The sequence below is a fragment of the Mesorhizobium sp. M0563 genome (genome assembly GCF_040321065.1).
In the GTDB taxonomy this organism is placed as follows: Bacteria; Pseudomonadota; Alphaproteobacteria; order Rhizobiales; family Rhizobiaceae; genus Mesorhizobium.
The window spans coordinates 192,143-214,644 of sequence record NZ_JAMYQV010000008.1 but is presented as its reverse complement, the minus strand read 5'-3'; the positions used below and the strand labels follow the sequence as shown (position 1 = coordinate 214,644).

Genomic DNA, 22,502 nt, shown 5'->3' with positions numbered 1-22,502 from the left:
CGGTGCGTGGCGTTGGGCGCGCGTGGATCAGGCACCGCGCCAAAGTAGCTCTCAAGGCAGGAAATGGCAGTCGCTCCTTCGCTCAACTGCCTCTCCAAAGAATCCTTTCTCAGCCTAAACTCAACCCCAAAATCGCCATATGCGATTCCCCTGCCCTGTAAGGGGAGAAGGTGGATCGGCGCAAGGCGCCGAGACGGTTGAGGGGTGTTGGACGGAATGAGACGTTGGTGTTTCCTGGAACACCCCTCATCCGTCGCCTTCGGCGACACCTTCTCCCGCAAGGGGAGAAGGAAAGCGCCGCATCAAGCCGCTCTGTCGCGGACCTGGTAATCCTTCACCGCCGCGAAGCGGATCGCCTTCCAGCGTTCGGCTTCGTAGTTTAGCGAGAAGGCGTGCTGGGCGAGGAACACTGGATCATTGTCGAGGTCGCGGGCGATGTCGCCGCGATGCGCTTCGATGAAGCGCTGGAGTTCGGCCCTGTCGTCGGCCGATATCCAGCGGCAGACGGAAAAGCGCGACATCTCGAAATCGACCGGCAGCGTGTATTCGAAGTTCAGCCGCTCCTTTAGCACGTCGAGCTGCAGGGCGCCGACGACACCGACGATGGCCGGCGAGCCGTCCTCCGGCGAGAACAATTGCACGACGCCTTCCTCGGCCATCTGATGCAGCGCCTCCTTGAGTTTCTTGGCTTTCATCGCGTCGCCGAGGCGAACGCGGCGCAGGATTTCAGGCGCGAAATTCGGCACGCCGCGAAACAGGATCTCCTCGCCCTCGGTCAGCGTGTCGCCGATGCGCAGCGTGCCGTGGTTGGGGATGCCGACGACATCGCCGGCAAACGCCTCGTCGGCGGTGACGCGGGTGCGGGCGAAGAAGAATTGCGGCGCCGACAGACTCATCGGCTTGCCCGTGCGCACCAGCTTGGCCTTCATGCCGCGCTCGAGCTTGCCGGAGCAGACCCGGACGAAGGCGATGCGGTCGCGGTGGTTGGGGTCCATATTGGCCTGGATCTTGAAGACGAAGGACGTCATCTTGTCCTCGGTCGCCTCGACCTTGCGGCTGTCGGCCTCCTGCGCACGCGGCGGCGGCCCATAGGCGCCGAGCGCCTCGATCAGGTCGCGCACGCCGTAATTGCGCAGCGCCGAGCCGAAATAGACCGGCGTCAGATTGCCCTCGCGGAAGGCATCGAGGTCGAGCGGGCGGCAGGCTTCGCGCGCCAGCTCCAGCTCTTCGATGAAAGCCTCGCGCTCGTTCTCCGGCAGCAGGCCGGCAACGCGGTTGGAATCGGGGCCGTGGACCGGCGTGCGCTCCTTTTCGGCGTCGCCCTTGCGCACCGCGTTCAGCGCCAGATGGTAGGTGCCGGAAAAGGTCTTGCCGCGGCCGATCGGCCAGGTGATCGGTGCTGTGTCCAGCGCCAACTTCTGCTCGATCTCGTCGAGGATATCGAACGGGTCGCGGCTTTCGCGGTCCATCTTGTTGACGAAGGTGATGATCGGGATGTCGCGCAGCCGACAGACCTCGAACAGTTTCAGCGTGCGCGGCTCGATGCCCTTGGCGGCGTCGATGACCATGACCGCACTGTCGACCGCCGACAGCGTGCGATAGGTGTCGTCGGCGAAATCCTCGTGGCCTGGCGTGTCGAGCAGGTTGAAGACAGTGTCCTCATATTCGAACGTCATCACCGAGGTGACCACCGAAATGCCGCGCTCGCGCTCGATCTTCATCCAGTCGGAGCGGGTCTGGATACGGTCCTTCTTGGCCTTGACCTCGCCGGCAAGCTGGATCGCGCCGCCGAACAAAAGCAACTTTTCGGTGAGCGTGGTCTTGCCGGCGTCGGGGTGCGCGATGATCGCGAAAGTGCGGCGGCGCGATACCGCTTCTGTAATCATTTCGGACATTTTTCAGGATTTCCGTGTGAGGCCGGGCTTCTAGCAGCGGAGTGCAGAGCTGTCGACCTCTCCGGCGGCAGTGGCCATGCTCCGGCGTCAGGCCGGTTCGGTCGCACGGCTCTCAGTGGCTATCTCGGGAATCCACTCGGCAATTGCGGTGCCGATCTTGTCGGCATGGTCCTCCTGCAGATAATGCGCGCCGGGTCCGAGATCGATCAGGCGGCAATTCTTCAGCCCAGCCGCGAATTCCCGGGCCGCCTGCGGCGAGACGAGGGCGCCGGGATCGCCTGAGAAAAGCAGCTTCGGGTAGGAGGAAGCCCGGAGCGCCCAATGGTCGTGCTCACTGATGGCGGTGACATCGGCAGGCTGGCCTTCGATCGGCAGGTCGCGCGGCAGCCGCAGGACCGGCTTGCGCGATTGCGGTGTCGGGAAGGGCGCCCGGTAGGCGGCCATTTCCTCATCGCTCATCGTGCGCAGCACAGCGGCCGGCAGCACCCTTTCGACGAAGACGTTGTCTTCCAAGACAAGCTTCTCACCGACGCCAGGCGTGCGCATTGCCTTGAACAATTCGCGCGCCTGCGGACGCTGGTGGAAATCGTCCCAGCTCTCGAAGGGGCGGATGAATTCCATGAAGGCGAGTCCGAGGATCCGCTGCGGCCGCCGGGCCGCGAGATGGAAGGCGAGTGCGGTGCCCCAGTCCTGCGCGACGACCACCATGTCGGCGACGCCAAGCGCCTCAAGGAAAGCATCGAGATACCGGACGTGGTCGAAGAAGCGATAGTCGATGTCCGGCTTGCCGGACTGGCCATAGCCGATCAGGTCGGGTGCGATGCAGCGGCCGAACGGCGCCACATGCGGGATGATGTCGCGCCAGACGTAGGATGACGTCGGGTTGCCGTGCAGGAAGATTACGGTCGGGCCAGCCGTGCCTGCCTCGACATAGGAGATGGTGGAATCGAGTACCGCGACTTGCGAGTGCGGCAACATTGTCCGGGATTGCTGCTTTTCGAGTTTCGGGTTCATCGGATCAGCTCCCTTTTGCGAAGACTGTTTTGAAGACGATGTTCTTGAAACGCTCGAGCGGCTCGGGACTGCGCTCCACCTTCATGCGCAGCATCGCGCCTTGCCAGGAGCTCAAAAGGAAATCGGCGAGATCCTCGGCATCGAACGCGTCGGTGATGTCGCCGGCCGCCTGGCCCTCGGCGATGCATTCGGCGAAGGGCTTGCGCCAGCGTTCGAAAATGGCGACGAGTTGCAGCCTCAGCGCCTCACTGTGAGCCGCCGTCTCGAGGCTGAGATTGCCGATCATGCAGCCCCGTGCCCAATCATGCGCCTCCAGTTTCGACGTGATGATTTCGAGATAGCGGCGCAAGCGGCCGACCGGAGCCGTGCCGTCCCGGGTGAGGGCCTGCTCCACCAAGCCGCTCACATAGGCGAAATAGCGGTCCAGGACCTCGCCGGTGAACGCCTCCTTGGAGGCAAAATGATTGGTGAAGGACCCCGGGCGGGCATCGGCCGCGGCGACGATGTCGCGTATGCCGGCGGACGAATAGCCGGAATTCCAGATGGTTTTGAAACCAGCGTCGAGAAGCTTTAAGCGAAGTGAATGTCTAGCCATATTCATACAATACGTACGTACGTATTAAAGTCAAGAAGCATATTTGATACCGCGCGCTCTTGGCAGAACCCACGGGCAATGGCATCGCGGTGGTGGCGTTGGAACGAGGAGTGAAGCATGACAGAGGCGAAAGAAGTGATTGTCACCGGCGCCGGCATCATGGGCGCCTCCATCGCTTGGCACCTGACCAAGGCCGGAGCAAAGGTGACGGTCATTGCCGGCAGCGGCGCCGGCGGCGTCGCGACGCCGAATTCCTTTGCCTGGATCAATGCCAACTGGGGCAATCCGGAGCCCTATTTCCGGCTGCGCATTCGGTCGATGGCCGAATGGACGCGACTGGCGAACGAGGTGCCCGGCATCCCGTTGCAATGGTGCGGCGGCCTGTGCTGGGACCTGCCACGTCCCGAACTTGAGGCCTATGCGGCCGAGCACTCCGCCTGGGGCTACGGCATCGAGCGTGTCGACCGTGCCGGAGCTGCGCGCATCGAGCCCAATCTGACCGAACTTCCCGACTTCGCCCTTTATGTCGCCGAGGAAGGTGTCGCCGAGCCGGTCGCCGCCACGCAAGCACTGCTGGCCGACGCCGAACGGCGCGGCGCGCGGCTGCTGACAGGAGTTACCGCGACCGCGCTTGTGCGGGCCAACGGCCAGGTCTCCGGTGTCGACACATCCGCCGGGCGGATTGTTGCCGACGAGGTGGTGATCGCGGCCGGAGCCGGCTCTCCGGCACTAGCGGCAACAGCCGGGATAGAACTGCCGATCGGGACACCGCCCGGCCTGATCGTGCATTCGCGCCCCTACCAAAAGCTGCTCAACGGCCTGGTGATCGGCGACCGACTGCATATGCGCCAGACCGCGGAAGGCCGCATCATCGCCGGCTCGGATTTCGGCGGCGCCGATCCCGGCATGGATGCCGCGGCGACCGCCCGCGACCTGTTTGCGGCGATGAAGGCCATGCTGCGCGGCGCAGATGGGCTGGAACTCGATTTCCACACCATTGGCTACCGGCCGACGCCGGTCGACGGCTTTCCGATCATCGGCCGCGCCGAAGGCGGGGGCGGCGTCTACGTCGCCGTTATGCATTCCGGCATCACGCTGGCACCGGCCGTCGGCCTGTTCGCCGCCCGCGAGATCCTCGACGGCGATCGCGATCCGCTGCTTGATCCCTACGGGCTGGCGCGGTTTACTCAATAACCGGGCGGGCGGCGAAAGCCGCCGGCCAGCGGCTCGATTGCCCTGGCGATCCCGAGCAGGCGCGACTCCGACCAGCGTTTGCCAACAAGCTGTAGTCCGATGGGCAGGCCATTGCTGTCCTGTCCGCGGGGCAGCGACAGTGCGGGATGGCCGCTGTAGTTGAACACCGCGCCATAGGCCGGCAGCATCCAGTAGCTTTGCTCGCTATCGTCGACCTCGATCGGCGTTCCCGGCTCGCAATGCGGGAAGGCGGTGACCATTGCGACCGGGCACAGCAAGGCGTCGCAACCGTCGAAGAACCGATCCCACGCCAGGATGGAGCGGTCGCGGCGGGCGAGCGCCTCGAACCAGCGCGAGACCGGCGTCGGCTTCTCCGGTGGTTCGGGCTGCGCCGCCTCCAGCATCATGCCGATCAGGACGCCGCCCTGCTCCAGGTCGTCGTGCAGGTCGAGCTCCGGCAATTTGGCTTCCTCGACGATGGCGCCCGCGGCCTGAAGCTCTTTTGCCAGACTTTCGACCACCGCGCTGATCTCGCCGACCACCGGAAAGCCCGGAAAGGACGGCGCGATGGCGATGCGCAAATTCCTGAGATCCAACTCCGGCATGCTTTCGACCGGTACCGGCGCAAGGTCGGTGTCGCTTCCATCCGGCCCGGCAATGAGGCGGTAGATCAGTACCAGGTCTTCGACGCTGCGCGCCATCGGTCCGAGGCAGGAGATCCGCCGGACGCTGCGCGGCGCGCCGCCTGGATCGGGGAAGGCGCCGGCGAGCGAGACGCGGTGCTCGGTCGGCTTGAGGCCGTAGACGCCGCAAAAGGCAGCGGGCAGCCGGATCGAATCCTGCATGTCGGTGCCGACCTCGAACGGCGTCATTCCAGCGCTGAGCGCCGCCGCCGCACCGCCACTGGAGCCGCCGGCGGTGCGCTGGAGGTCCCAAGGATTGCCGGTACGGCCGAACAGCGGATTGCTCGACTGCCAGTCACTAAGCATTGTCGCCACGTTCGTCTTGCCCACCAATATGCCGCCTGCCGCCTTCAGCCGTGCAACGACTGGACTGTCTGCCCTCGCGGCATAGTCGGCGAAGGCCGGGAAGCCGACAGTGGTTCTCATGCCCGCGGTTTCGTGCGTGTCCTTCAGTGTGAACGGCACGCCGTGCAGCGGCCCAAGGGCTTCGCCGCGCGCCTGCGCTTCGTCGGCCTTGCCGGCGCGCTGCCGCGCACCTTCCCGATCGAGGGTTACGACGGCATTGACCGCCTCATTGTGCCTGTCGATCTGCGCCAGATGCGCGTCCAGCGCTTCCACAGCGGAAATCTTGCGGTCACGAATGGCGGCAACCAATTCTGTGGCGGAGGAAAAGGCGAGGTCCATGACCAATACTCCGGCTTGCCAGCGGCGCCAGCCTCACCAAATGGCGGGCAACGGCGCGTCTTCAAGCCGAGTTCAGCATTCGAGGACAGGCGGTGCTTGATCGGAATTGCGCTGCCTGCTGCAATTGGCGCTGTCCTGCGACGCGTAGCGAGGAATCTACACGGCCAGCGCCAGCTTTGCCGCGGCGGGCACAAACGGACGAATGCTCATGCCGTCTCTGCCGATGGTGACGAAGCTCGAGGGCGGAATCGCCTGCCAGTCGCTGCCGTCGCGGTCGAAGGGTTCCGACACGACGCAACGGCCTCCGCCATTGCGGAAGGCGGACGTGTAGAGCGTCGGCGCGTGGCCGTCGCTCGTATAGCGCACCGCGTAAAGCGATTGTCCGTCGGAAAAAGCCGCCGTCAATTTCAGCGCCGGCTCGAAGCCGCCGCGGCGCGAGGCGTCGATGACGCGGCTGGTGGCGCGCGATACGGCGCCCTGCGGATCACCTGCCAGGTCCTCTTCGGTCATCATCAGAAAGAACAGTTCCGAATCCGTGGCGCCCTCACGCTGGTCGAAGGCGGCGTCGGAGAGCGAATTCTCCAGCGCGCGACGGATCTTTTCGAAGCCGCCGATCTGGCCATTGTGCATGAACGACCAGCGGCCCGAAATGAACGGATGACAGTTCATGCGGCTGGTGGCGCCACCGGTCGAAGCCCGGATATGGGCGAGGAACAGGCCTGACTTGATCTGCCGGCACAGGCTTTTCAGATTGGGGTCCGACCAGGCCGGCAGGATGTCGCGATAGAGGCCGGGCTCCGGTCGGTCGCCATACCAGGCCAAGCCAAAACCATCGCCATTGGTCGGCGATTTGGCTTCCTGGGCGCAGTGGCTCTGGGCGATCAGCGAGTGGCAGGGCGCCGTGACGATGTCTTCGAGAAAGACGGCTTCGCCGAGATAGGCGGCCCACCGGCACATAGCGCCTAACGTCCCCTGTTATGCGTCCGCTCGTAGAGCTCACGGATGATGCCGCTTGCCGTGGTCTCGAACAGAAACGGCAAGAAAGCATGAATGAGCGCGGCAAAAGCCGCCATGAACAATCGCGACGAGAACCATGCGGCGAAAGCCATATGGCCGAAATAACTCTCGCCGACCGCAGCCGGGTGAGAGGTGAAAAGTCTTGCGAGCCGTGCGGTCATGTCGGTCCCTCCTGCCAGCATGAAGAGCCGACGATGAATATCCTGGCATGGGTGTTCGGTTCATCGGTCCCAAATTGTCCTTGTGAAAGGCTGAATTTTGGGACAAACATCCCACATGACGCCGGAAATCGACGAAATAGACCGGAGATTGCTGGCCGAGCTGCAGCGCGACGGCACGCTGTCCGTCGACCAGCTCTCGGCAAGAATATCGCTGTCGCGCAATGCCTGCTGGCGCCGGGTCAAGCGGCTGGAGGAAGACGGCGTCATCACCGGCCGCGTGGCGCTGGTCGACGCCGACAAGCTCGGGCTCGGCCTTTCCGTGTTCATCCTGATCCGCACCTCGAATCACGATCCCGACTGGCTGCAAAAATTCCGGGCGGCGGTGACCGGCTTTGCCGAGATCACCGGCGCCTACCGCATGTCCGGCGATCTCGACTATGTCTTGCGCGCCCGTGTCGCCGACGTCAAAGCCTATGACCGGCTCTATCAGCGGTTGATCGCCAAGGTGGCGTTGTCGGACGTTTCGGCCTCGTTCGTCATGGAAGAGATCAAGGAGACCACGATCGTTCCGATGGAACTGCGCTGAGGCGGAACTGCGCTGAAAGAAAGCCGTTGATAGCATTGTCGCCGAGTTGACTGGACCGGCGTTCGCGACGATAGGATCAGCCTTATGCGCGCAGCACTTTATCCCACCTCCGTCATCGGTCCGGCTGTCGGCTTCGTCAGGCTGCCGCATGGCGAGGGATTGCCGCTTCCCGCCTATGAGAGCTCGGGCGCCGCCGGCATGGACCTGCGCGCCGCCGTCCCGGACGACAGGCCGCTCTTGATCCTGCCGGGAAAGCGCGCACTGGTGCCGACCGGCCTGGTCCTGGAAATTCCCGAGGGCGTCGAAGGCCAGGTCCGGCCGCGTTCGGGCCTCGCCTTCAAGCACGGGCTCACCTGCCTCAACACGCCCGGCACCATCGACAGCGACTATCGCGGCGAGGTCAAGGTGCTGCTGATCAATCTCGGCGACGAGGATTTCGCGGTAACGCGCGGCATGCGGATTGCCCAGATCGTCTTCGCCCCGGTGACGCAGGCGACCGTCGAGGAGCGCACATTGGCCGGCGGCACAACGCGCGGCTCCGGTGGCTTCGGATCGACCGGCACGGCCTGATGAGCGCGGCGAAATGAAGATCCCCAAGCTCGTCATCTTCGATTGCGACGGGGTTCTGGTCGACACCGAGAACCTGGCCAACCGGCGCCTCGCCGAATGGTTGAGCGCGGCAGGCTTTCCGGCCAGCTTCGAATATTGCCGCAAGAATTTCTCCGGCCGCAGCATGGTCTCGGTGCAGAAGGAAGTCGAGGCGACCGGCGTCAGCCTCGGCGCCGATTTTGTCGAGCGCTGGAACGCCGGCCTGCCGGACCTGTTCGCGCATGGCGTCGAGGCCATCCCCTACGTTCGCGAGTTCATCGAAACCGTGCACGCCGCCGGCATCGCCACCTGCGTCGCCTCGTCGGCACGGGTATCGAAAATGCACATCACACTCGGTCTGACCGGGCTGCTGCCGCTGTTCGAGCATGCGCTGTTCAGCTCGACCATGGTCTCGCGTGGCAAGCCGTTCCCCGACCTCTTCCTGCATGCGGCAGCGACGATGGGCTTCGCGCCCGCCGATTGCATCGTCATCGAGGACAGCGTCGCCGGGACGGCAGCCGGCATCGCCGCCGGCATGCGCGTCTATTCCTACCACGGCGACCCGCTTTCCGACCGCGACGGACTGAGCGAAGCCGGCGGCATCCTGTTCGACGACATGCGTGAACTGGCCGGGCTGGTGCCGATCCACTAATCGCCTTTGCGCAGGCTGTACGCGCTCGATCTCAGACCGGGCGTGACGCTCCAAGTACTCGGTCGACCGTGTCGCGTATAAGACTGCGCAGATTGGCCGGCCTGTCGAGATGACTGACGACAAGGAGTCCGTCCGCCGCCACCGTTAGCGCGTCCGCGGTGCGGTCCGGATGGGAATTTGCGTCCGCGATCAGCAGATCCCTTAGGATGCCCCACTTCCAGTGACGATGCTTATCGATCGCCTGGCGAACCGGGCTGCTGGGATCGGGGTATTCGGCAGCGGCATTCTGGAACGGGCAGCCGCGGTAGCCCGGCTGATCCGCCGCATCGGCGATGAGATCGAATATGGCAAGGATCATCTGGCGAGGTGGCCGCCGGCCAAGTCTCGCGATGGCCGCCCGTCCTCCCTTGCTGACCTCCTCGATGTAGGCGCGGACGAGGTCGTCCTTGGCCGCGAAGTGATGATAGAACGTCGCCTTGGCAACGCCGGCTTCGGCGATAATGCGGTCGATGCCGACTGCACGGACCCCCTCCAGACAAAACAGCGCGGTCGCCGTATCGAGGATGCGGCGGCGCGCAAGGCTTTCGGGGCGATCGTTGATTCGGGCTGTGGACATGCCTTGACTGTATAGCAGACAGGTCTGTATATCTACACATGTAGACAGACAGGTCTACCTGTTAACGAAGGAAGGCGAAACATGGCTTCGATAGTCAGGGAAATCATCGTAGATGCTCCACCGGAAAGCGTATGGGCGACAGTCGGCGACTTCGCCGGCGGCGCCCAACGGATAGCCCCAGGCGTTTTCGTCGACTGCCGGGTGGAGGAGGGCGACGTGCGGGCCCTTATGTTCGCCGACGGCAAGATTGTGCGAGAGCGGCTCATCGCTCGCGACGAGCAGAGCCGGCGGATCGTGTGGGGATGGCTCGGCGACGAGGTCACCCACGATAACACTTCCATGCAGGTCTTTGCCGAGGGCGAGGGCCGGAGCCGCCTGGTCTGGATCCACGACACTCTGCCCGACGAACTCGGCGCGTGGCTCGCAGCCGCCATGGATCACCTGGTGCCGGTTTTCCAGCAGACCCTGGCGACCGAAGCCAAGCCAACATAGTGAGGCAACGCCAGGTGTTTCCCCTTGGCCGCAAAATGCTCTAGCTTGCGCGCGCCCGACATAACGAGCGCGCGCATGACCTTCTCCCTGCTTCGTTTCATCTTTGCCTGCCTGCTGCTGCCTTGTCTTTGGACGGGCAGAGCGGAGGCCGTCAGCTTGCCGGAGCTCGGCAGCGCCGTCCCTGGCCACGGCGATGTCACCTATCTCGATCTCGCCAGGATGGTCATTCCCGATCTGGCCGCGGACAAGGACGGCTTTTTCCGGGGTTCGATGCCGATCGAGATGCGCCACATCGCTGGTCCGGACTACGACGGCTCGCCGCCGGCGACGTCGGGTCTTTCCAACGCCGGCGTGCTCGGCATCAAGGCCGGCGGCAAGGAGCGGCTGACCATGCTGTTCGACCTCGGCGACTCGCCTGACAGTGCCGAGGGCTATGCCGTGCTGGCACTCTACGACATCACCGGCAAGCCGGCCCTGCTCGACGCGGTCAATGTCGCTGTCGACCGCATCACCTATCTTCGCGATCCGGGCAAGCTGCCGATCGGGCCTGGTGACGACGCCATCATCAGCATGAGCATGCATTTCAATTCGAGTCAGGGCTATGGGATCACGCCGCTGATCATGGTCCGCAGCGACAGGTTCGAGCTGATCGACATGATCTATACGTTCGACGAAAACCTCTGCACCAACCGAAGGACCCAGAATGCGGCGTTCCAGGCGATTGCCGACGGCCAGCCCTATGCAGCCATCAAGGTTACGGTGACCGACGCGACGGTGCCGGGCGAAGAAAGCTGCGACGGCCAGCAGCCGCCAGCGGCGTCTTCGCGCGACATTTCCGTCACCTATCATTGGGACAAAAACGCTTCGCACTACGTCAAGGATTCCGACGCGCTGGACCGATTGGCAGATGAGAACGCCAAACGCTTCTGAGCCAACCGCATTTGTTTGCCCGGCGCGTTCCGCCGGGCTAGAATTTGCCTCACATTCTGCACTGGAGGGGAGCATCCATGGATAAGGGCAAGATTTTTCGCGACCTGCATGCCTCGATCTTCGTCATGGCCAATTCCTGGGACGTCGGCACGACCAAGCTTTTGGCCTCGTTCGGCTTCAAGGCGCTGGCGACGACCAGCGCCGGTTTTGCCTTTTCGCGCGGCCTGCCCGATGGCGCGGTGACGTTCGAGGCGATGATCCATCATTGCCGTGAAGTGTCGGCGGCGACCGGGCTGCCGGTTTCGGCGGACCTCGAAAAGGGCAAGGGCGACAGCGCGACAAGCGCCGGCGAGACGATCTTCGCCGCCGAGGCCGCTGGCCTTGCCGGCTGCTCGATCGAGGACCATACCGGCGAGCCGGACAAGCCGATCTATGATTTTTCGCATGCCGTCGAGCGCGTCGCGGCGGCGGCGGAAGCGGCACGGGCGCTGAAATGCGATTTCGTCTTCACCGCGCGGGCCGAGAATTTCCTGTGGGGCAAGCCCGACCTCGACGATACGATCAAGCGGCTGCAGGCGTTCGAGAAGGCCGGCGCCGACGTGCTCTATGCACCAGGGCTGAGCGACATCGAGACGGTGCGGACCGTCTGCTCGGCGCTGACCAAGCCGGTCAACGTCATGGCCAGGCCTGGCTTCACCATCGCCGACCTGGCCATGGCGGGGGTAAAGCGCGTCTCGCTCGGCCCATGGCTCACCAATTTCGCCTTCGGCATGCTGGAGACCGCGGCGCGCGAGATCCAGCAGGACGGCACGTTCGGCTTCACCCGCGCCGCCATGCCGTTCGGCAAGCTGCAGGCGCTGTTTGCCAAATCTTCAGCCTAGGTAGGCCCCGGCGAATGACGCTCACCGTCGTCGACATGCACACCGGCGGCGAGCCACTGCGGATCGTCACCGGCGGCTACCCCGACATTCCCAAGGGCACGATTCTCGAAAGGCGTGCCTATGTGCGCGACCATCTCGATCATCTCAGAAAGATCCTGATGTTCGAGCCGCGCGGCCATTACGACATGTATGGCGCGCTGCTGGTGGAGCCTGACCTGCCGGGCGCCGACCTCGCGGTGCTGTTCATGCACAATGAAGGCTATTCGACGATGTGCGGCCACGCCATCGTCGCGCTCGGCCGCTATGCCGTCGACGAGCGGCTGGTGGCGCCACGCGAGCCGATGACGACGGTCAATATCGAGGCGCCATGCGGGCTGATTTCGGCTGCGGTCGAGGTAAGGGATGGCAAGGCCGGTGCGGTGTCATTCGAAAGCGTGCCGGCGTTTCTGTTTGCCCGCGACCAGCGGATCGAGCTGCCGGGCTACGGCGCAGTCGGCTTCGACATCGCCTATGGCGGCGCCTTCTATGCGCTGGCCGACTGCCGCCAGTTCGGGCTGGAATTCGGCAGGAACCGGGTGCGCGATTTCGTCGATGCAGCGACGGCGCTGACCAATAAGCTCAAGGCCGAATTGCCGCTGTCGCATCCCGACCATGCCGATCTCGCCTTTCTCTACGGCACCATCCTGACCGACGGACAGGATGCGATCTCCGATACGCCGACCAAAAACATCTGCGTTTTCGCCGAAGCCGAGGTCGACCGTTCGCCGACCGGCTCGGGCGTCACCGCGCGGCTGGCGGCCATGCACGCCAAGGGCCAGATCGAGATTGGCCGGACACGGCTGTTCGAGAGCATCGCCGGCTCGCGCTTTTCCGGCGCGGTCGTACGCACGGCCAAAGCCGGGCCGCATGACGCCGTCATCGCCCGCGTCGGCGGCCGCGCTTACTACTCAGGGCGGGCCGAATTCATTGTCGAGGACGACGACGAACTGGGGCGCGGCTTTCTGCTGCGCTAAGCATCATCCCGCGCCGAGATCGCCTTGTGCAGGTGCACCATCATGGCGGCGGCGAACAGCGGCGTCAGAAGGTTGAGCAGCGGCACGGCGAGGAAGGCGGCGACAACCAGCCCGGCCAGGAACACGGTGACCGCGTGCTTCCTGCGCAGCGCCTTGGCCTCGGCCTCCGGGCGAAAACGCATGGCGGCGAACTCGAAGAACTCGCGCCCGAGCAGATAACCGTTGACGACGAAGAAAGCGGCGATATTGATGCCTGGCACCAGCAGAAGCAGCAGGGCGACGATGTTGCCGAGGATGACGACGCCGAAGAACCTGATCGCCAGCACCAGCGAGCGCAGCGCCGGCACGACGCGGCCGGGCGGATCGTTGGGATAGTCGGTGCGCTCGACGACTTCGGCGACGTCGTCGAGGAACAGGCCAGCGATGATCGCCGTCACCGGCGCGATGAGCAGCGCCAAGCCCAGCGCAAGGCCGATGCCGGCGACGACGGCGCCCAGCCATCCGGCCCAGGAGGGCAGGCTGGGCAGCCATGCATCGATCCATGGCCAGGCCAGCCAGTCGAACAGGCCCCTGATCCCGAACCAAAGTGCCGCCAGCGTCAGCAAGGTCAGCCCCAGCGTCTTCACGAACACGGAACGGAATTCGGGCGAGAACAGCCGGCTCAAGGCGGCGCGGGCGGCGTCGAGGATCACGGCGTTTCCAATTCCATGTCAAACATGCCCGTGGCTGATATCTCCGAATAGGCGGAGACAGCGTAGGCTGCAAGCGCCCTAGCGCGCGACCTTCGCCTGGGGAATGGTCATCGCCGCCACGCCGACGACGACCAGGGCCATTCCCCACCACGCGCTCGGACCAAGGCTTTCGCCAAGGAACACGGCTCCGATAGCAACGCCGATCGGCACCCGCAGATAGGCTTGCGAGGTGGTGCCGACGGAGCCCAGCGTGTGGAGGAGACGGAAATAGATGCAAAAGGCCAGCGCGGTTGAAAACACCGAAAGCCCGAGCAGCGCAAGGATCGAAGCTGTCGACGGCGCCAAGGTCCATGGCTGGTCGAACGCAAGGCTCAAGGGGATCAGCATCGCGGCGCCACAGAGCATCGAACCGGCGGCCGGCACCATCGGGTCGAGCCCCCTGAAGCCGCGGCCGAAAACGGCCGCGCCGGCATAGCAGATCGTCGCCGCGATCACGGCAAGTTGCGGTAACAATTGCTGTCCGAGGCCGCCAAGCGCCGGGGCGCCGACAACGAGGCATATTCCGGCTATTCCCGCCGCGACGCCAAACAGCTTGCGCATGGTCGACGGTTCGTGGGGGGTGATGAGGGCGGTCAGCAAGAAGGTAAAGATCGGCGAGGTCGCATTGAGGATCGTGGCCAGCCCGGCATCCAGCGAGCGCTCGGCCCAAGCGATCAGCGTGAACGGCACGACGCTGTTGAGGCATGCCTGGAATGCAAACCGGCGCCAGCTTGTGGCATCACCCGGCAAGGTCAGCCCGCGCCAGCGGATCAGGGCAAGCAGGATGCCACCCGCGATCAGGGTTCGCGCGGCGATCAGCGTCACCGGCGGGATCGTCGCAACGCCGATCTTGATGAAGCTGTAGGATGCACCCCAGAGCACTGCCAACACGACGAGCAGCACCAGCTCGATCCTCGTGTCGGTTTTCATAGACATGGCCGGCGGGGACCTCTGGGCATCGCTCATCTCAGCCATGCTTGTAAGCCAGGCACGCGAGAAATGCTTCGGCCGCCATCCAACGATGGTGGCTATGCTGACATTCGTCGGATCGCCGCATTGTCGACTAGGCAAAGCCGCATCAAACCGCTAGACCCGCCCGCGCCCGGCATGGCAGAAAGCCGGTGGGTTTTTGGCGGAGACATGAATTGATGCCGGACTATGACGTGCTTTGTATCGGAAATGCCATCGTCGACATCATCGCCCAGTGCGATGAGGCGTTCCTGGAGACCAACGGCATCATCAAGGGCGCGATGAATTTGATCGACCCGCGGCGCGCCGAACTGCTCTACAGCCGCATGGGCCCGGCCATTGAAGCCTCGGGCGGCAGCGCCGGCAACACGGCGGCGGGCGTCGCCTCCTTCGGCGGTCGCGCCGCTTTCTTCGGCAAGGTCTCCAACGACGCGCTCGGCAAAATCTACGCGCATGACATGCATGCCCAGGGCGTCGCCTTCGACACCAGGCCGCTCGATGGCGAACCGCCGACGGCGCGCTCGATGATCTTCGTCACGCCGGACGGCGAGCGCTCGATGAACACCTATCTCGGCGCCTGCGTCGAGCTCGGCCCGGAGGATGTTGAGGCCGACAAGGCGTCGGGCGCCGCCGTCACCTATTTCGAGGGCTATCTGTGGGACCCGCCGCGCGCCAAGGAAGCGTTCCGGCAGACGGCGAAGTTCGCCCATGCCGCCGGGCGCGAAGTATCGATGACATTGTCGGACTCGTTCTGCGTCGACCGTTACCGCGACGAATTCCTCGACCTGATGCGCTCCGGCACCGTGGATATCGTCTTTGCCAACAGCCACGAGATCAAGTCGCTCTACCAGACCGCGTCCTTCGACGAGGCGCTGGCGCAGATCCGCAGGGACTGCAAGATCGCCATTGTCACCCGTTCGGAAAAGGGCTCGGTCATCGTCCGCGGCCACGAGACCGTCACCATCGAGGCGACCAGGATCCGCGAGCTGGTCGACACGACAGGCGCCGGCGACCTCTACGCCGCCGGCTTCCTCTACGGCTACACGCAAGGCCGCGGCCTGAAGCAGTGCGGTGATCTCGGCTCGCTGGCCGCCGGGCTGGTCATCCAGCAGATCGGCCCAAGGCCACGCCAGAATCTGCGCCGCGAGGCCGAGCAGGCGGGGTTGATTTAGCGCCCTTCACCTGTCAACGGGGCGGTAGGCGCGAGGGCCTATACTAGGCACAGAGCCATCCACGCGCCATCGAAAGGGGGTAGGCTCGCGCCAGCGTGGCGCCGGTCGACAACATCATGCCGCAGGACCTGCTGGCCAGCGGCGAGCTCAACCTGTCACGGAAGAGCGCTTCAAAGCCAAATTGACTTCACTACGAATGTAAGTTGAAAAGCCCAATATCTCCAAATCCTGGCGGGAAAGCCAAGCCCGCGCGTTCTTGACATCCAGCGTCTTGATCGGACAAATATTGGTCAGGTTTTTGGCTGCCAGACGAGATAACCCAAGCGCAATAAAACTAATCATAGTTTTATCCGAAGCACCAATTTCTAGGTAGAGCGCGATTGACGGCATGCTCTTACACAGTTCACCGTGCCCGCTAACTTTAAGCGCCTCACTGAGAAGCGCGTTGTAGCAGCCAAAAGCACGCACATAGTTAAAGCGGAGCTCCTGCTCTACCAAATCGAGCGTACTGCGTATCGTGGTATCGATCTTCTCATTTGGATAAAAGCTCGTACGACCGTCGACTAATTCGGAAATCGATATGCCCTGCATCCATTTAAGGAGCATCAACGCAAAGAACCTATTCTGATTAATACTTCCGGTCCTTCGCAGAAGTGTCCCATGACATAGCGCCAGCGCAGCCACGTAGGAATCGAAAGCTTTCGTCTCTCTCGGATGCTTTAATAATAATTCTCGCGCGGCGAGTTCCCCTCCTCCATCAATTATTCCAACAAAGCTGTCGTATAACCGCTGTTGTCGATGAGCTGAGATTGTAGGCGAAGCGGCAATAACGTCAGCTGAAAGCGGCACAAGCTGATCTGCTATGGCGAGAGAGTTCTCCAGTTGCTCCCTTAGGGGAGCGTCACGGGCAACATTGGCCCGATCCAGAGTTACTCCAATACGACCGCGCTTGTAGTCAGCAAATTGTCTCAAGCCCTGCATCTGAAGTGCCCGGCATCAAGAACTGACTATCTTGAATCACGGCATCCAAATCGTTAGTGCGCGTATGAATGGTATGTTCAATTGCTGGCACAATTTTTGCTGATTTAGGTCCGGCAAGCGGCTGGTGTGTCCATTTGTCGTAGTCAATTAAATAAATATTGCCCTGGAACTCGCGACGTAACCTACCTGCCCTCCCAGCCAGGTTCCAAAAATCCACGGATTCCAGCGCAACTCCCTTCATGCGCTGTGGCAAGCACATAAAGAGGTTTCTCGCCGGAAGATTGACGCCCGACAATAACGTACTTGTGCATACGATATACCTCAGCGCTCCACTTATAAAAGATTGTTCTATGGCGTTTCTCAGTACAGTTGGTATGTTTCCATAGTGAAATGCAACGCCGTTTTTCACTGTGAGCGCCAGGATATACTTAGGGTGGACAGCCTCTTTAGCTAACTCGGCCAGCGCATCCAAGTCTCCTGACTGCCCGTCCGGCGTACTCTCGGAACGGAGATCGGATATCTGAAAGGCTATCTTTTCAGCATCAGCCTGGCCATTCGCGTAGACGATAGACTGCTTATCCGCACCAAATTTCTGCGCGATATGAACCAAGCACTCAACACGAGAGGAAAGTTGCTGCCCAATTTCCGCGACGCCAACCTCAGCACCCCCGCTGGCGGATTGCGAATAGACCTTCACCCGGCCAAGCTTTGGTGAAGTGACCGTCATATTGATGAAATTCTGAGAAACTGTGACCTGCTCGGTGGCTTGAATGGAAACGTCCTTTCGGCCGGTCATCCCAGAAAAAACGTTAAGATTTGATACAGTCGGGCTCGCAAACAGGAGCTGAACGGATGGACCGCGAATAAGGATATCGTCGATTGCGGATTGCAGTATTATTCCTCTATCCCCGTCCTGCACCGAATGGGCCTCATCAATTACCAGGAAATCCACGTTCTTGGTCGGATGGTTTAGTAAGAGCAGTTGAAGGCGCTCTTGGGTGAGCACATAGACAGCCTTTTCAGGGAGCGGATCGCCTTCCTCCAGCGGAACGGTAACAACTTCAACATCTGACAGGCCTGCCGCTGCCAGCGCATCAGAAAGATCCCCGTGAACCTGCGTTATCAGAGCTCCCGTAGGGACGATGTAACACGCAGAAAATAAAGGCCGCTTTGTCAAGCTCTGAGCAATGAAGGCCTGAAGTATAAAGGATTTTCCGGTGGAGGTTGGCGCAGAAATAGCGATAGATTCTCCGGTGGACAAAGCGCGCCAAAGGGTCACCTGAAAATCTGTTAAAGCTACTGCCGCTCCGGCTATTTCTACCTCATTTGCTGCCCGCCTAACGACTTCCTCCTCAGCAATCGCCCAAGAGGCCTTGGATAAGGCCGAATTGATCCCCGGCTCGGTCGCAAGGCTTGGAAAATTACCAAGCCGAGTTAAGACAGCCCTCACAGACGCTTCGAGGCCGTCGATCTCACCTCGAAATAGATCGTAAGTGTAGGTTGCAATTCTATAAGCAGCCAATCTCTGAGCGGCCAACTCAGAGCAAGCCAAAATTGCTGCCGCCTCGATATACCGGCAGGCATCGGCCTTGCTTATCGCAACAGGCGGAGACCGTTCCAAATGAAGCGTCTGCACGAGCCAGTTCTGCTCCAATGCACCGAGAGCCTGTGCTAGCACCGGATTTTGCCAGACTTTATCTATCAGTGCGCCAATCACGATTTCCAACCAATACGGTTCTGGAATTCAATCCTCAAATCCTCAACGGAAGGCACTGGTATAAAGAACACCTCCATTCGATGATGTGAAATGCCTGCCGCCTCTAGGTTCGAGGCGAGGCTTGCAGCGGCGGATTTCAAAGCCTCCTCCAACAGTTCCCTAAATCGCAGCTCTAATGTCGCCGAATCGCAGTCTTTTAGCTTCGCAAATCCGTCGAAATCGAAACCGATTAAACACGCAGAGGCGTCCGTCTTCTTCTGATACTGTTGGCTGAGCGGATCAAGAAATTCGACCACTTTAGTTTGATCTCCAGGAGACAACCCTGAGAAACTGATGTAACGTCTGACAAGATTTATGTCTTCTTTCAGTTTGTCATATTTAAGTGTACTGGATATTGACGTAACCGCGCTGCTCATAGCTCCTGATATCGTTGCATGAAACTTCGCCTCGCCCCAAAAAAAGATTAGACCGTCAGTAGCGGGATCGCATTCTACATGTATTCCGTCTGACCCATGGACCGGCATTTGCCCGCTGGTCTTAAGCGACATTTTGGCCAGAATTTGGGGCGCTTCGAGTATCCATTCTATCAATAGATACAAAATTAGCTCGCCACATTCGCCATTGCGGCTTGTGGATTTTTGCGCTTTTATAAATAAGTCTGCCGCATCATCTCTCAGTTTATTATAAGCAATCATCATTTGTTGAGGGGAGAACGTCGCAGCGCTTTTGTGAACCAGGTCGATCTCCGAGCGGCTCATGGCAAAATTGCAAATGTAACCTCTAATGTTATCGAGCAATTCTCCTGTACACGGCTTTCCGTTCCTAAAAGGAAGATAGTGGGCTCGAATCTGAACATTTTTGTCGGTGCATTGGATTGTATGTTCTAGGGTTTTTATGAGAGCCTTTAAGTGGCTGAAATCGTTGGACATCGACGCAATCATTTGATCGAGCCGCGCCTTATCTTCCTCCTCCTCTAACTGCTTGTCCAAAAAGCTTACCAATGACAATAGGTGTTGAGACTCATCCCTATGAAGCTTGAACTGCCCCGGTCGCGAACGCAAGCTGTGCAGTCGAAAGAGCAACGTGTTTTGCTAGGTGACCTCGGATTTCGCCAAAATCTCAATGCCTTTAGGCGAGGTCGCCAATTTGATGAGATGGCTCTGTATTCACGCAAGTGATGTATGAAAAACGTACTCTACTGCCGTTATTTCTGATTACGCAGAAGCAAGTCGTGCCATAATCGGCATCAATGACTTCAAAATGGTGAATTCCGTTCCCGACCTTCTCCGTGCACTCTGGGTGTCGCATGAGAAGCGCTTCAAGATCTGCAGCGTCTACATCAGAAACGACGCTGTTTGCAGGATATCTCGATAGCATCGAACGAAAATGGGTAATTGCATCTTGTCGCTTCGAAAAATGATGACCGTTTAATATGACTGGCTTACTCTTAGCCATTCAACTGCCTTTCAACGAGACATATAACTAAAGGCTACGCCGACTATTTTCTCAGGTCGAGCGCTCAACATCCAAGCGTCCGTTTTGCGAACCGCTCCTCAAGCCCCCGCGCTATACGCCGCGATCGCCGCCATGTTGACGATGTCTGAATCCTTGGCATTCAGCGAGACGATCTGAACCGGCTTGTTCAGGCCGACCAGCAGCGGGCCGATGACGGTCGAGCCGCCGAGCTCCTGCAGCATCTTGGTCGAGATCGAGGCCGAGTGGAACGCCGGCATGATCAGCACATTGGCGGGGCCGGTCAGCCTGATGAACGGATACTGCGCCATGGCGCGGGCGTTGAGCGCCACGTCGGCGGCCATTTCGCCGTCATACTCGAAATCGACGCGGCGCTTGTCGAGGATGCGCACCGCTTCCTGGACGCGCTCGGAGCGCTCGCCCTGCGGATGGCCGAAGGTCGAATAGGCGAGCATAGCGAGCCTCGGCTCGTAGCCCATGCGGCGGGCGAAGCCGGCGGCCTCCTCGGCGATGTCGGCGATCTGTTCAGCGTTCGGCATGTCGTGCACGGCGGTGTCGGCGACAAGCACGGTGCGACCCCGCGCCAGCACGATCGACACGCCGATGACGCAATGGCCGGGCCTTGCGTCGATGACGCGGCGGATGTCGTCGAGCGCCGTCGAATAGTTGCGGGTAACGCCGGTGACGATGCCGTCGGCATCGCCCAGCGCCACCATGCAGGCGGCGAAATGGTTGCGGTCGTTGTTGATCAGCCGCTGGCAGTCGCGGAACAGGAAGCCTTTGCGCTGCATGCGCTCGTAGAGATAATCGGTGTAGACGGAGTTGCGCCGCGACAGCCGCGCATTGATGATCTCGATGCCTTGCTTGCCGAGGTCGATGCCGGCATTCCGGGCGTTTTCCTTGATGATGTCGTCGCGGCCGAGCAGGATGGCGGTGCCGAGCCGCTGGTTCACATAAGAGACGGCGGCGCGCATCACCTGCTCCTCCTCGCCCTCGGCAAAGACGATGCGCTTGGGCTGGCGGCGCACGCGGTCGTAGATGCGCTGCAGCGTCGAGGCGATCGGGTCGCGGCGGGCGGAAAGCTCCTGCGCGTAGCGGTCGAGATCGAGGATCGGCTTGCGCGCGACGCCGGAGTCCATCGCCGCCTTGGCGACCGCGATCGGGATCGCCGAGATCAGCCGCGGGTCGAACGGCACCGGGATGATGTAGTTGGGGCCGAATTTCGGCCGGTTGCCCTGATAGGCGGCGGCGACGTCGTCGGGCACGTCCTGGCGCGCCAGCTCCGCCAGCGCCCGGGCGGCGGCGATCTTCATGTCGTCATTGATGGTGGTCGCCCGCACATCCAGTGCGCCGCGAAAGATGTAGGGGAAGCCAAGCACGTTGTTGACCTGGTTGGGATAGTCGGACCGCCCCGTCGCCATGATGGCGTCGGTGCGGATCTCGGCGACCTCCTCCGGTGTGATCTCGGGGTCGGGATTGGCCATGGCGAAGATGATCGGGTTCTTGGCCATCGACTGCACCATCCTGGTGGTCAGCGTGCCCTTGGCCGAGAGGCCGAGGAACACGTCGGCGCCGTCCAGCGCCTCGGCCAGCGAGCGCGCGCCGGTTTTGACGGCATGCGCCGATTTCCACTGGTTCATGCCTTCGGTGCGGCCCTGGAAGACGACGCCTTTGGTGTCGCAAAGGATGATATTCTCAGGCGCAAAGCCCATCGCCTTCATCAATTCGATGCAGGCGATGCCAGCAGCACCGGCGCCATTGCAGACCATTTTCGTGGTCTTCATGTCGCGGCCGGTGATTTCCAGCGCGTTAATCAGCCCGGCGGCCGAGATGATGGCGGTGCCGTGCTGGTCGTCATGGAACACCGGTATGTCCATCAATTCGCGCAGCCGCTGCTCGATGATGAAGCATTCCGGTGCCTTGATGTCCTCGAGGTTGATGCCGCCGAAGGAGGGGCCGAGAAAGCGCACGCAGTTGATGAATTCGTCGGCATCCTCGGTGTCGACCTCGAGGTCGATGGAATCGACATCGGCGAAGCGCTTGAACAGCACCGCCTTGCCTTCCATCACCGGCTTCGAGGCCAGCGCGCCGAGATTGCCGAGGCCGAGGATAGCGGTGCCGTTGGAGATGACGGCGACCATGTTGCCGCGAACCGTGTAGTCGAAGGCGCGGCTCGGGTCCTCGGCGATGGCGAGAACCGGCACCGCGACGCCCGGCGAATAGGCGAGGCTGAGATCGCGCTGCGTCGCCATCGGTTTTGTGGCGACGATCTCCAGCTTGCCCGGACGGCCCATGGCGTGGAATTCCAGCGCCTCCTGGGCGCTGACTGAGGGCCCGTTGCTTTCGGTTTTCTTGGCCATGGTACTCTTGGTTTCCTCGCCCGTACGGCACCGCTTGAGATGGGTGCGCATGCTTTCTTTTGTGGAAGGTTCGGGATTAAGGCTACACTTCGCCGCTG

23 protein-coding genes are annotated in these 22,502 nt (G+C 61.7%); 9 read left to right on the top strand and 14 right to left on the bottom strand.

Annotated features, from left to right (window positions below; all coding sequences use genetic code 11):
* Positions 1-302 precede the first annotated feature (302 nt).
* From NKI50_RS13705 to NKI50_RS13695, 3 genes are all read right to left on the bottom strand, one after another.
* On the bottom strand, positions 303-1,895 hold the full coding sequence (locus tag NKI50_RS13705; RefSeq protein WP_352716833.1) for a peptide chain release factor 3: 1,593 nt from the start codon (positions 1,893-1,895) through the stop codon (positions 303-305).
* Positions 1,896-1,982: 87 nt separating this feature from the next.
* On the bottom strand, positions 1,983-2,909 hold the full coding sequence (locus tag NKI50_RS13700) for a haloalkane dehalogenase (protein ID WP_352716831.1): 927 nt from the start codon (positions 2,907-2,909) through the stop codon (positions 1,983-1,985).
* 4 nt (positions 2,910-2,913) lie between these two features.
* Complete coding sequence (locus NKI50_RS13695; RefSeq protein WP_352716829.1) at positions 2,914-3,504, bottom strand: TetR family transcriptional regulator C-terminal domain-containing protein; 591 nt, start codon at positions 3,502-3,504, stop codon at positions 2,914-2,916.
* A gap of 117 nt (positions 3,505-3,621) precedes the next feature.
* On the opposite strand from NKI50_RS13695, the gene NKI50_RS13690 reads away from it, so the two are divergent.
* Complete coding sequence (locus NKI50_RS13690; RefSeq protein WP_352716827.1) at positions 3,622-4,698, top strand: NAD(P)/FAD-dependent oxidoreductase; 1,077 nt, start codon at positions 3,622-3,624, stop codon at positions 4,696-4,698.
* Here the strand turns inward: NKI50_RS13690 and NKI50_RS13685 are convergent.
* From NKI50_RS13685 to NKI50_RS13675, 3 genes are all read right to left on the bottom strand, one after another.
* Positions 4,692-6,065, bottom strand: coding sequence for an amidase (locus NKI50_RS13685; protein WP_023717934.1), 1,374 nt, complete (start codon positions 6,063-6,065; stop codon positions 4,692-4,694). The two genes, NKI50_RS13690 and NKI50_RS13685, sit on opposite strands and share 7 nt — an antisense overlap.
* A 156-nt stretch (positions 6,066-6,221) precedes the next feature.
* Positions 6,222-7,022 carry a class II glutamine amidotransferase gene (locus tag NKI50_RS13680; RefSeq protein WP_352484936.1) on the bottom strand — a complete coding sequence of 267 codons (801 nt, stop codon included), beginning with the start codon at positions 7,020-7,022 and terminating at the stop codon, positions 6,222-6,224.
* Between the two features lie 5 nt (positions 7,023-7,027).
* Positions 7,028-7,243: a DUF6356 family protein gene (locus NKI50_RS13675; protein ID WP_023717932.1), complete on the bottom strand. Its 216-nt coding sequence runs from the start codon at positions 7,241-7,243 to the stop codon at positions 7,028-7,030.
* Between the two features lie 115 nt (positions 7,244-7,358).
* Here NKI50_RS13675 and NKI50_RS13670 point away from each other — a divergent pair, with 115 nt between their 5' ends.
* From NKI50_RS13670 to NKI50_RS13660, 3 genes are all read left to right on the top strand, one after another.
* On the top strand, positions 7,359-7,829 hold the full coding sequence (locus NKI50_RS13670; RefSeq protein ID WP_023717931.1) for an Lrp/AsnC family transcriptional regulator: 471 nt from the start codon (positions 7,359-7,361) through the stop codon (positions 7,827-7,829).
* An 84-nt stretch (positions 7,830-7,913) separates the two neighbouring features.
* On the top strand, positions 7,914-8,399 hold the full coding sequence (gene dut, locus NKI50_RS13665) for a dUTP diphosphatase (protein WP_023717930.1): 486 nt from the start codon (positions 7,914-7,916) through the stop codon (positions 8,397-8,399).
* A gap of 13 nt (positions 8,400-8,412) precedes the next feature.
* Positions 8,413-9,069, top strand: coding sequence for an HAD family hydrolase (locus tag NKI50_RS13660; protein WP_023717929.1), 657 nt, complete (start codon positions 8,413-8,415; stop codon positions 9,067-9,069).
* Between the two features lie 31 nt (positions 9,070-9,100).
* Here NKI50_RS13660 and NKI50_RS13655 read toward each other — a convergent pair whose 3' ends face one another.
* The gene (locus NKI50_RS13655) at positions 9,101-9,685 is read right to left on the bottom strand and encodes a TetR/AcrR family transcriptional regulator (RefSeq protein WP_352716824.1); all 585 of its coding nucleotides are present in this window, start codon (positions 9,683-9,685) and stop codon (positions 9,101-9,103) included.
* Between the two features lie 81 nt (positions 9,686-9,766).
* Between NKI50_RS13655 and NKI50_RS13650 the strand changes: the two genes are divergently transcribed.
* The 4 genes from NKI50_RS13650 (at position 9,767) to NKI50_RS13635 (ending at position 13,001) form a co-directional block, all read left to right on the top strand.
* Complete coding sequence (locus NKI50_RS13650; RefSeq protein ID WP_023717927.1) at positions 9,767-10,177, top strand: SRPBCC family protein; 411 nt, start codon at positions 9,767-9,769, stop codon at positions 10,175-10,177.
* Positions 10,178-10,252: 75 nt separating this feature from the next.
* On the top strand, positions 10,253-11,107 hold the full coding sequence (locus NKI50_RS13645; protein ID WP_023717926.1) for a hypothetical protein: 855 nt from the start codon (positions 10,253-10,255) through the stop codon (positions 11,105-11,107).
* A gap of 77 nt (positions 11,108-11,184) precedes the next feature.
* Complete coding sequence (locus tag NKI50_RS13640) at positions 11,185-11,988, top strand: isocitrate lyase/PEP mutase family protein (RefSeq protein WP_023717925.1); 804 nt, start codon at positions 11,185-11,187, stop codon at positions 11,986-11,988.
* Positions 11,989-12,002: 14 nt separating this feature from the next.
* Positions 12,003-13,001, top strand: coding sequence for a proline racemase family protein (locus NKI50_RS13635; RefSeq protein WP_023717924.1), 999 nt, complete (start codon positions 12,003-12,005; stop codon positions 12,999-13,001).
* On the opposite strand, the gene NKI50_RS13630 is transcribed toward NKI50_RS13635, so the two are convergent.
* Both NKI50_RS13630 and NKI50_RS13625 read right to left on the bottom strand, forming a co-directional pair.
* A complete protein-coding gene (locus NKI50_RS13630) occupies positions 12,998-13,693 on the bottom strand; it encodes a sulfate transporter family protein (protein ID WP_023717923.1) in 696 nt (231 codons plus the stop codon). The genes NKI50_RS13635 and NKI50_RS13630 overlap by 4 nt on opposite strands.
* Positions 13,694-13,771: 78 nt before the next feature.
* A complete protein-coding gene (locus NKI50_RS13625) occupies positions 13,772-14,662 on the bottom strand; it encodes a DMT family transporter (RefSeq protein WP_502900364.1) in 891 nt (296 codons plus the stop codon).
* A gap of 218 nt (positions 14,663-14,880) precedes the next feature.
* Here NKI50_RS13625 and NKI50_RS13620 point away from each other — a divergent pair, with 218 nt between their 5' ends.
* Positions 14,881-15,873, top strand: a complete 993-nt coding sequence (locus tag NKI50_RS13620; protein WP_352682999.1) for an adenosine kinase — start codon at positions 14,881-14,883, stop codon at positions 15,871-15,873.
* Between the two features lie 147 nt (positions 15,874-16,020).
* On the opposite strand, the gene NKI50_RS13615 is transcribed toward NKI50_RS13620, so the two are convergent.
* From NKI50_RS13615 to NKI50_RS13595, 5 genes are all read right to left on the bottom strand, one after another.
* The gene (locus tag NKI50_RS13615; protein ID WP_352716817.1) at positions 16,021-16,854 is read right to left on the bottom strand and encodes a hypothetical protein; all 834 of its coding nucleotides are present in this window, start codon (positions 16,852-16,854) and stop codon (positions 16,021-16,023) included.
* The gene (locus NKI50_RS13610; protein ID WP_352716844.1) at positions 16,829-18,571 is read right to left on the bottom strand and encodes a DEAD/DEAH box helicase; all 1,743 of its coding nucleotides are present in this window, start codon (positions 18,569-18,571) and stop codon (positions 16,829-16,831) included. Before NKI50_RS13610 ends, NKI50_RS13615 begins: the two co-directional genes overlap by 26 nt.
* Positions 18,568-19,560, bottom strand: a complete 993-nt coding sequence (locus tag NKI50_RS13605; RefSeq protein ID WP_352716815.1) for a HamA C-terminal domain-containing protein — start codon at positions 19,558-19,560, stop codon at positions 18,568-18,570. The genes NKI50_RS13610 and NKI50_RS13605 overlap by 4 nt, the downstream gene beginning before the upstream one ends.
* Positions 19,561-19,699: 139 nt before the next feature.
* The gene (locus NKI50_RS13600; protein WP_352684386.1) at positions 19,700-19,948 is read right to left on the bottom strand and encodes a DCL family protein; all 249 of its coding nucleotides are present in this window, start codon (positions 19,946-19,948) and stop codon (positions 19,700-19,702) included.
* A 176-nt stretch (positions 19,949-20,124) separates the two neighbouring features.
* A complete protein-coding gene (locus NKI50_RS13595; protein WP_023717919.1) occupies positions 20,125-22,404 on the bottom strand; it encodes an NADP-dependent malic enzyme in 2,280 nt (759 codons plus the stop codon).
* Between the last annotated feature and the right edge of the window lie 98 nt (positions 22,405-22,502).

Excerpts from the sequence above, each read along its gene's own strand:
- NKI50_RS13600 (WP_352684386.1), bottom strand. The coding sequence starts at position 19,948 with ATGCTATCGAGATATCCTGCAAACAGCGTCGTTTCTGATGTAGACGCT.
- NKI50_RS13640 (WP_023717925.1), top strand. The coding sequence starts at position 11,185 with ATGGATAAGGGCAAGATTTTTCGCGACCTGCATGCCTCGATCTTCGTC.
- NKI50_RS13635 (WP_023717924.1), top strand. The coding sequence starts at position 12,003 with ATGACGCTCACCGTCGTCGACATGCACACCGGCGGCGAGCCACTGCGG.
- dut (WP_023717930.1), top strand. The coding sequence starts at position 7,914 with ATGCGCGCAGCACTTTATCCCACCTCCGTCATCGGTCCGGCTGTCGGC.
- NKI50_RS13625 (WP_502900364.1), bottom strand. The coding sequence starts at position 14,662 with ATGAAAACCGACACGAGGATCGAGCTGGTGCTGCTCGTCGTGTTGGCA.
- NKI50_RS13695 (WP_352716829.1), bottom strand. The coding sequence starts at position 3,504 with ATGGCTAGACATTCACTTCGCTTAAAGCTTCTCGACGCTGGTTTCAAA.
- NKI50_RS13650 (WP_023717927.1), top strand. The coding sequence starts at position 9,767 with ATGGCTTCGATAGTCAGGGAAATCATCGTAGATGCTCCACCGGAAAGC.
- NKI50_RS13615 (WP_352716817.1), bottom strand. The coding sequence starts at position 16,854 with ATGCAGGGCTTGAGACAATTTGCTGACTACAAGCGCGGTCGTATTGGA.
- NKI50_RS13705 (WP_352716833.1), bottom strand. The coding sequence starts at position 1,895 with ATGTCCGAAATGATTACAGAAGCGGTATCGCGCCGCCGCACTTTCGCG.
- NKI50_RS13670 (WP_023717931.1), top strand. The coding sequence starts at position 7,359 with ATGACGCCGGAAATCGACGAAATAGACCGGAGATTGCTGGCCGAGCTG.
- NKI50_RS13700 (WP_352716831.1), bottom strand. The coding sequence starts at position 2,909 with ATGAACCCGAAACTCGAAAAGCAGCAATCCCGGACAATGTTGCCGCAC.
- NKI50_RS13685 (WP_023717934.1), bottom strand. The coding sequence starts at position 6,065 with ATGGACCTCGCCTTTTCCTCCGCCACAGAATTGGTTGCCGCCATTCGT.
- NKI50_RS13620 (WP_352682999.1), top strand. The coding sequence starts at position 14,881 with ATGCCGGACTATGACGTGCTTTGTATCGGAAATGCCATCGTCGACATC.
- NKI50_RS13645 (WP_023717926.1), top strand. The coding sequence starts at position 10,253 with ATGACCTTCTCCCTGCTTCGTTTCATCTTTGCCTGCCTGCTGCTGCCT.
- NKI50_RS13680 (WP_352484936.1), bottom strand. The coding sequence starts at position 7,022 with ATGTGCCGGTGGGCCGCCTATCTCGGCGAAGCCGTCTTTCTCGAAGAC.
- NKI50_RS13660 (WP_023717929.1), top strand. The coding sequence starts at position 8,413 with ATGAAGATCCCCAAGCTCGTCATCTTCGATTGCGACGGGGTTCTGGTC.
- NKI50_RS13655 (WP_352716824.1), bottom strand. The coding sequence starts at position 9,685 with ATGTCCACAGCCCGAATCAACGATCGCCCCGAAAGCCTTGCGCGCCGC.
- NKI50_RS13675 (WP_023717932.1), bottom strand. The coding sequence starts at position 7,243 with ATGACCGCACGGCTCGCAAGACTTTTCACCTCTCACCCGGCTGCGGTC.
- NKI50_RS13595 (WP_023717919.1), bottom strand. The coding sequence starts at position 22,404 with ATGGCCAAGAAAACCGAAAGCAACGGGCCCTCAGTCAGCGCCCAGGAG.
- NKI50_RS13690 (WP_352716827.1), top strand. The coding sequence starts at position 3,622 with ATGACAGAGGCGAAAGAAGTGATTGTCACCGGCGCCGGCATCATGGGC.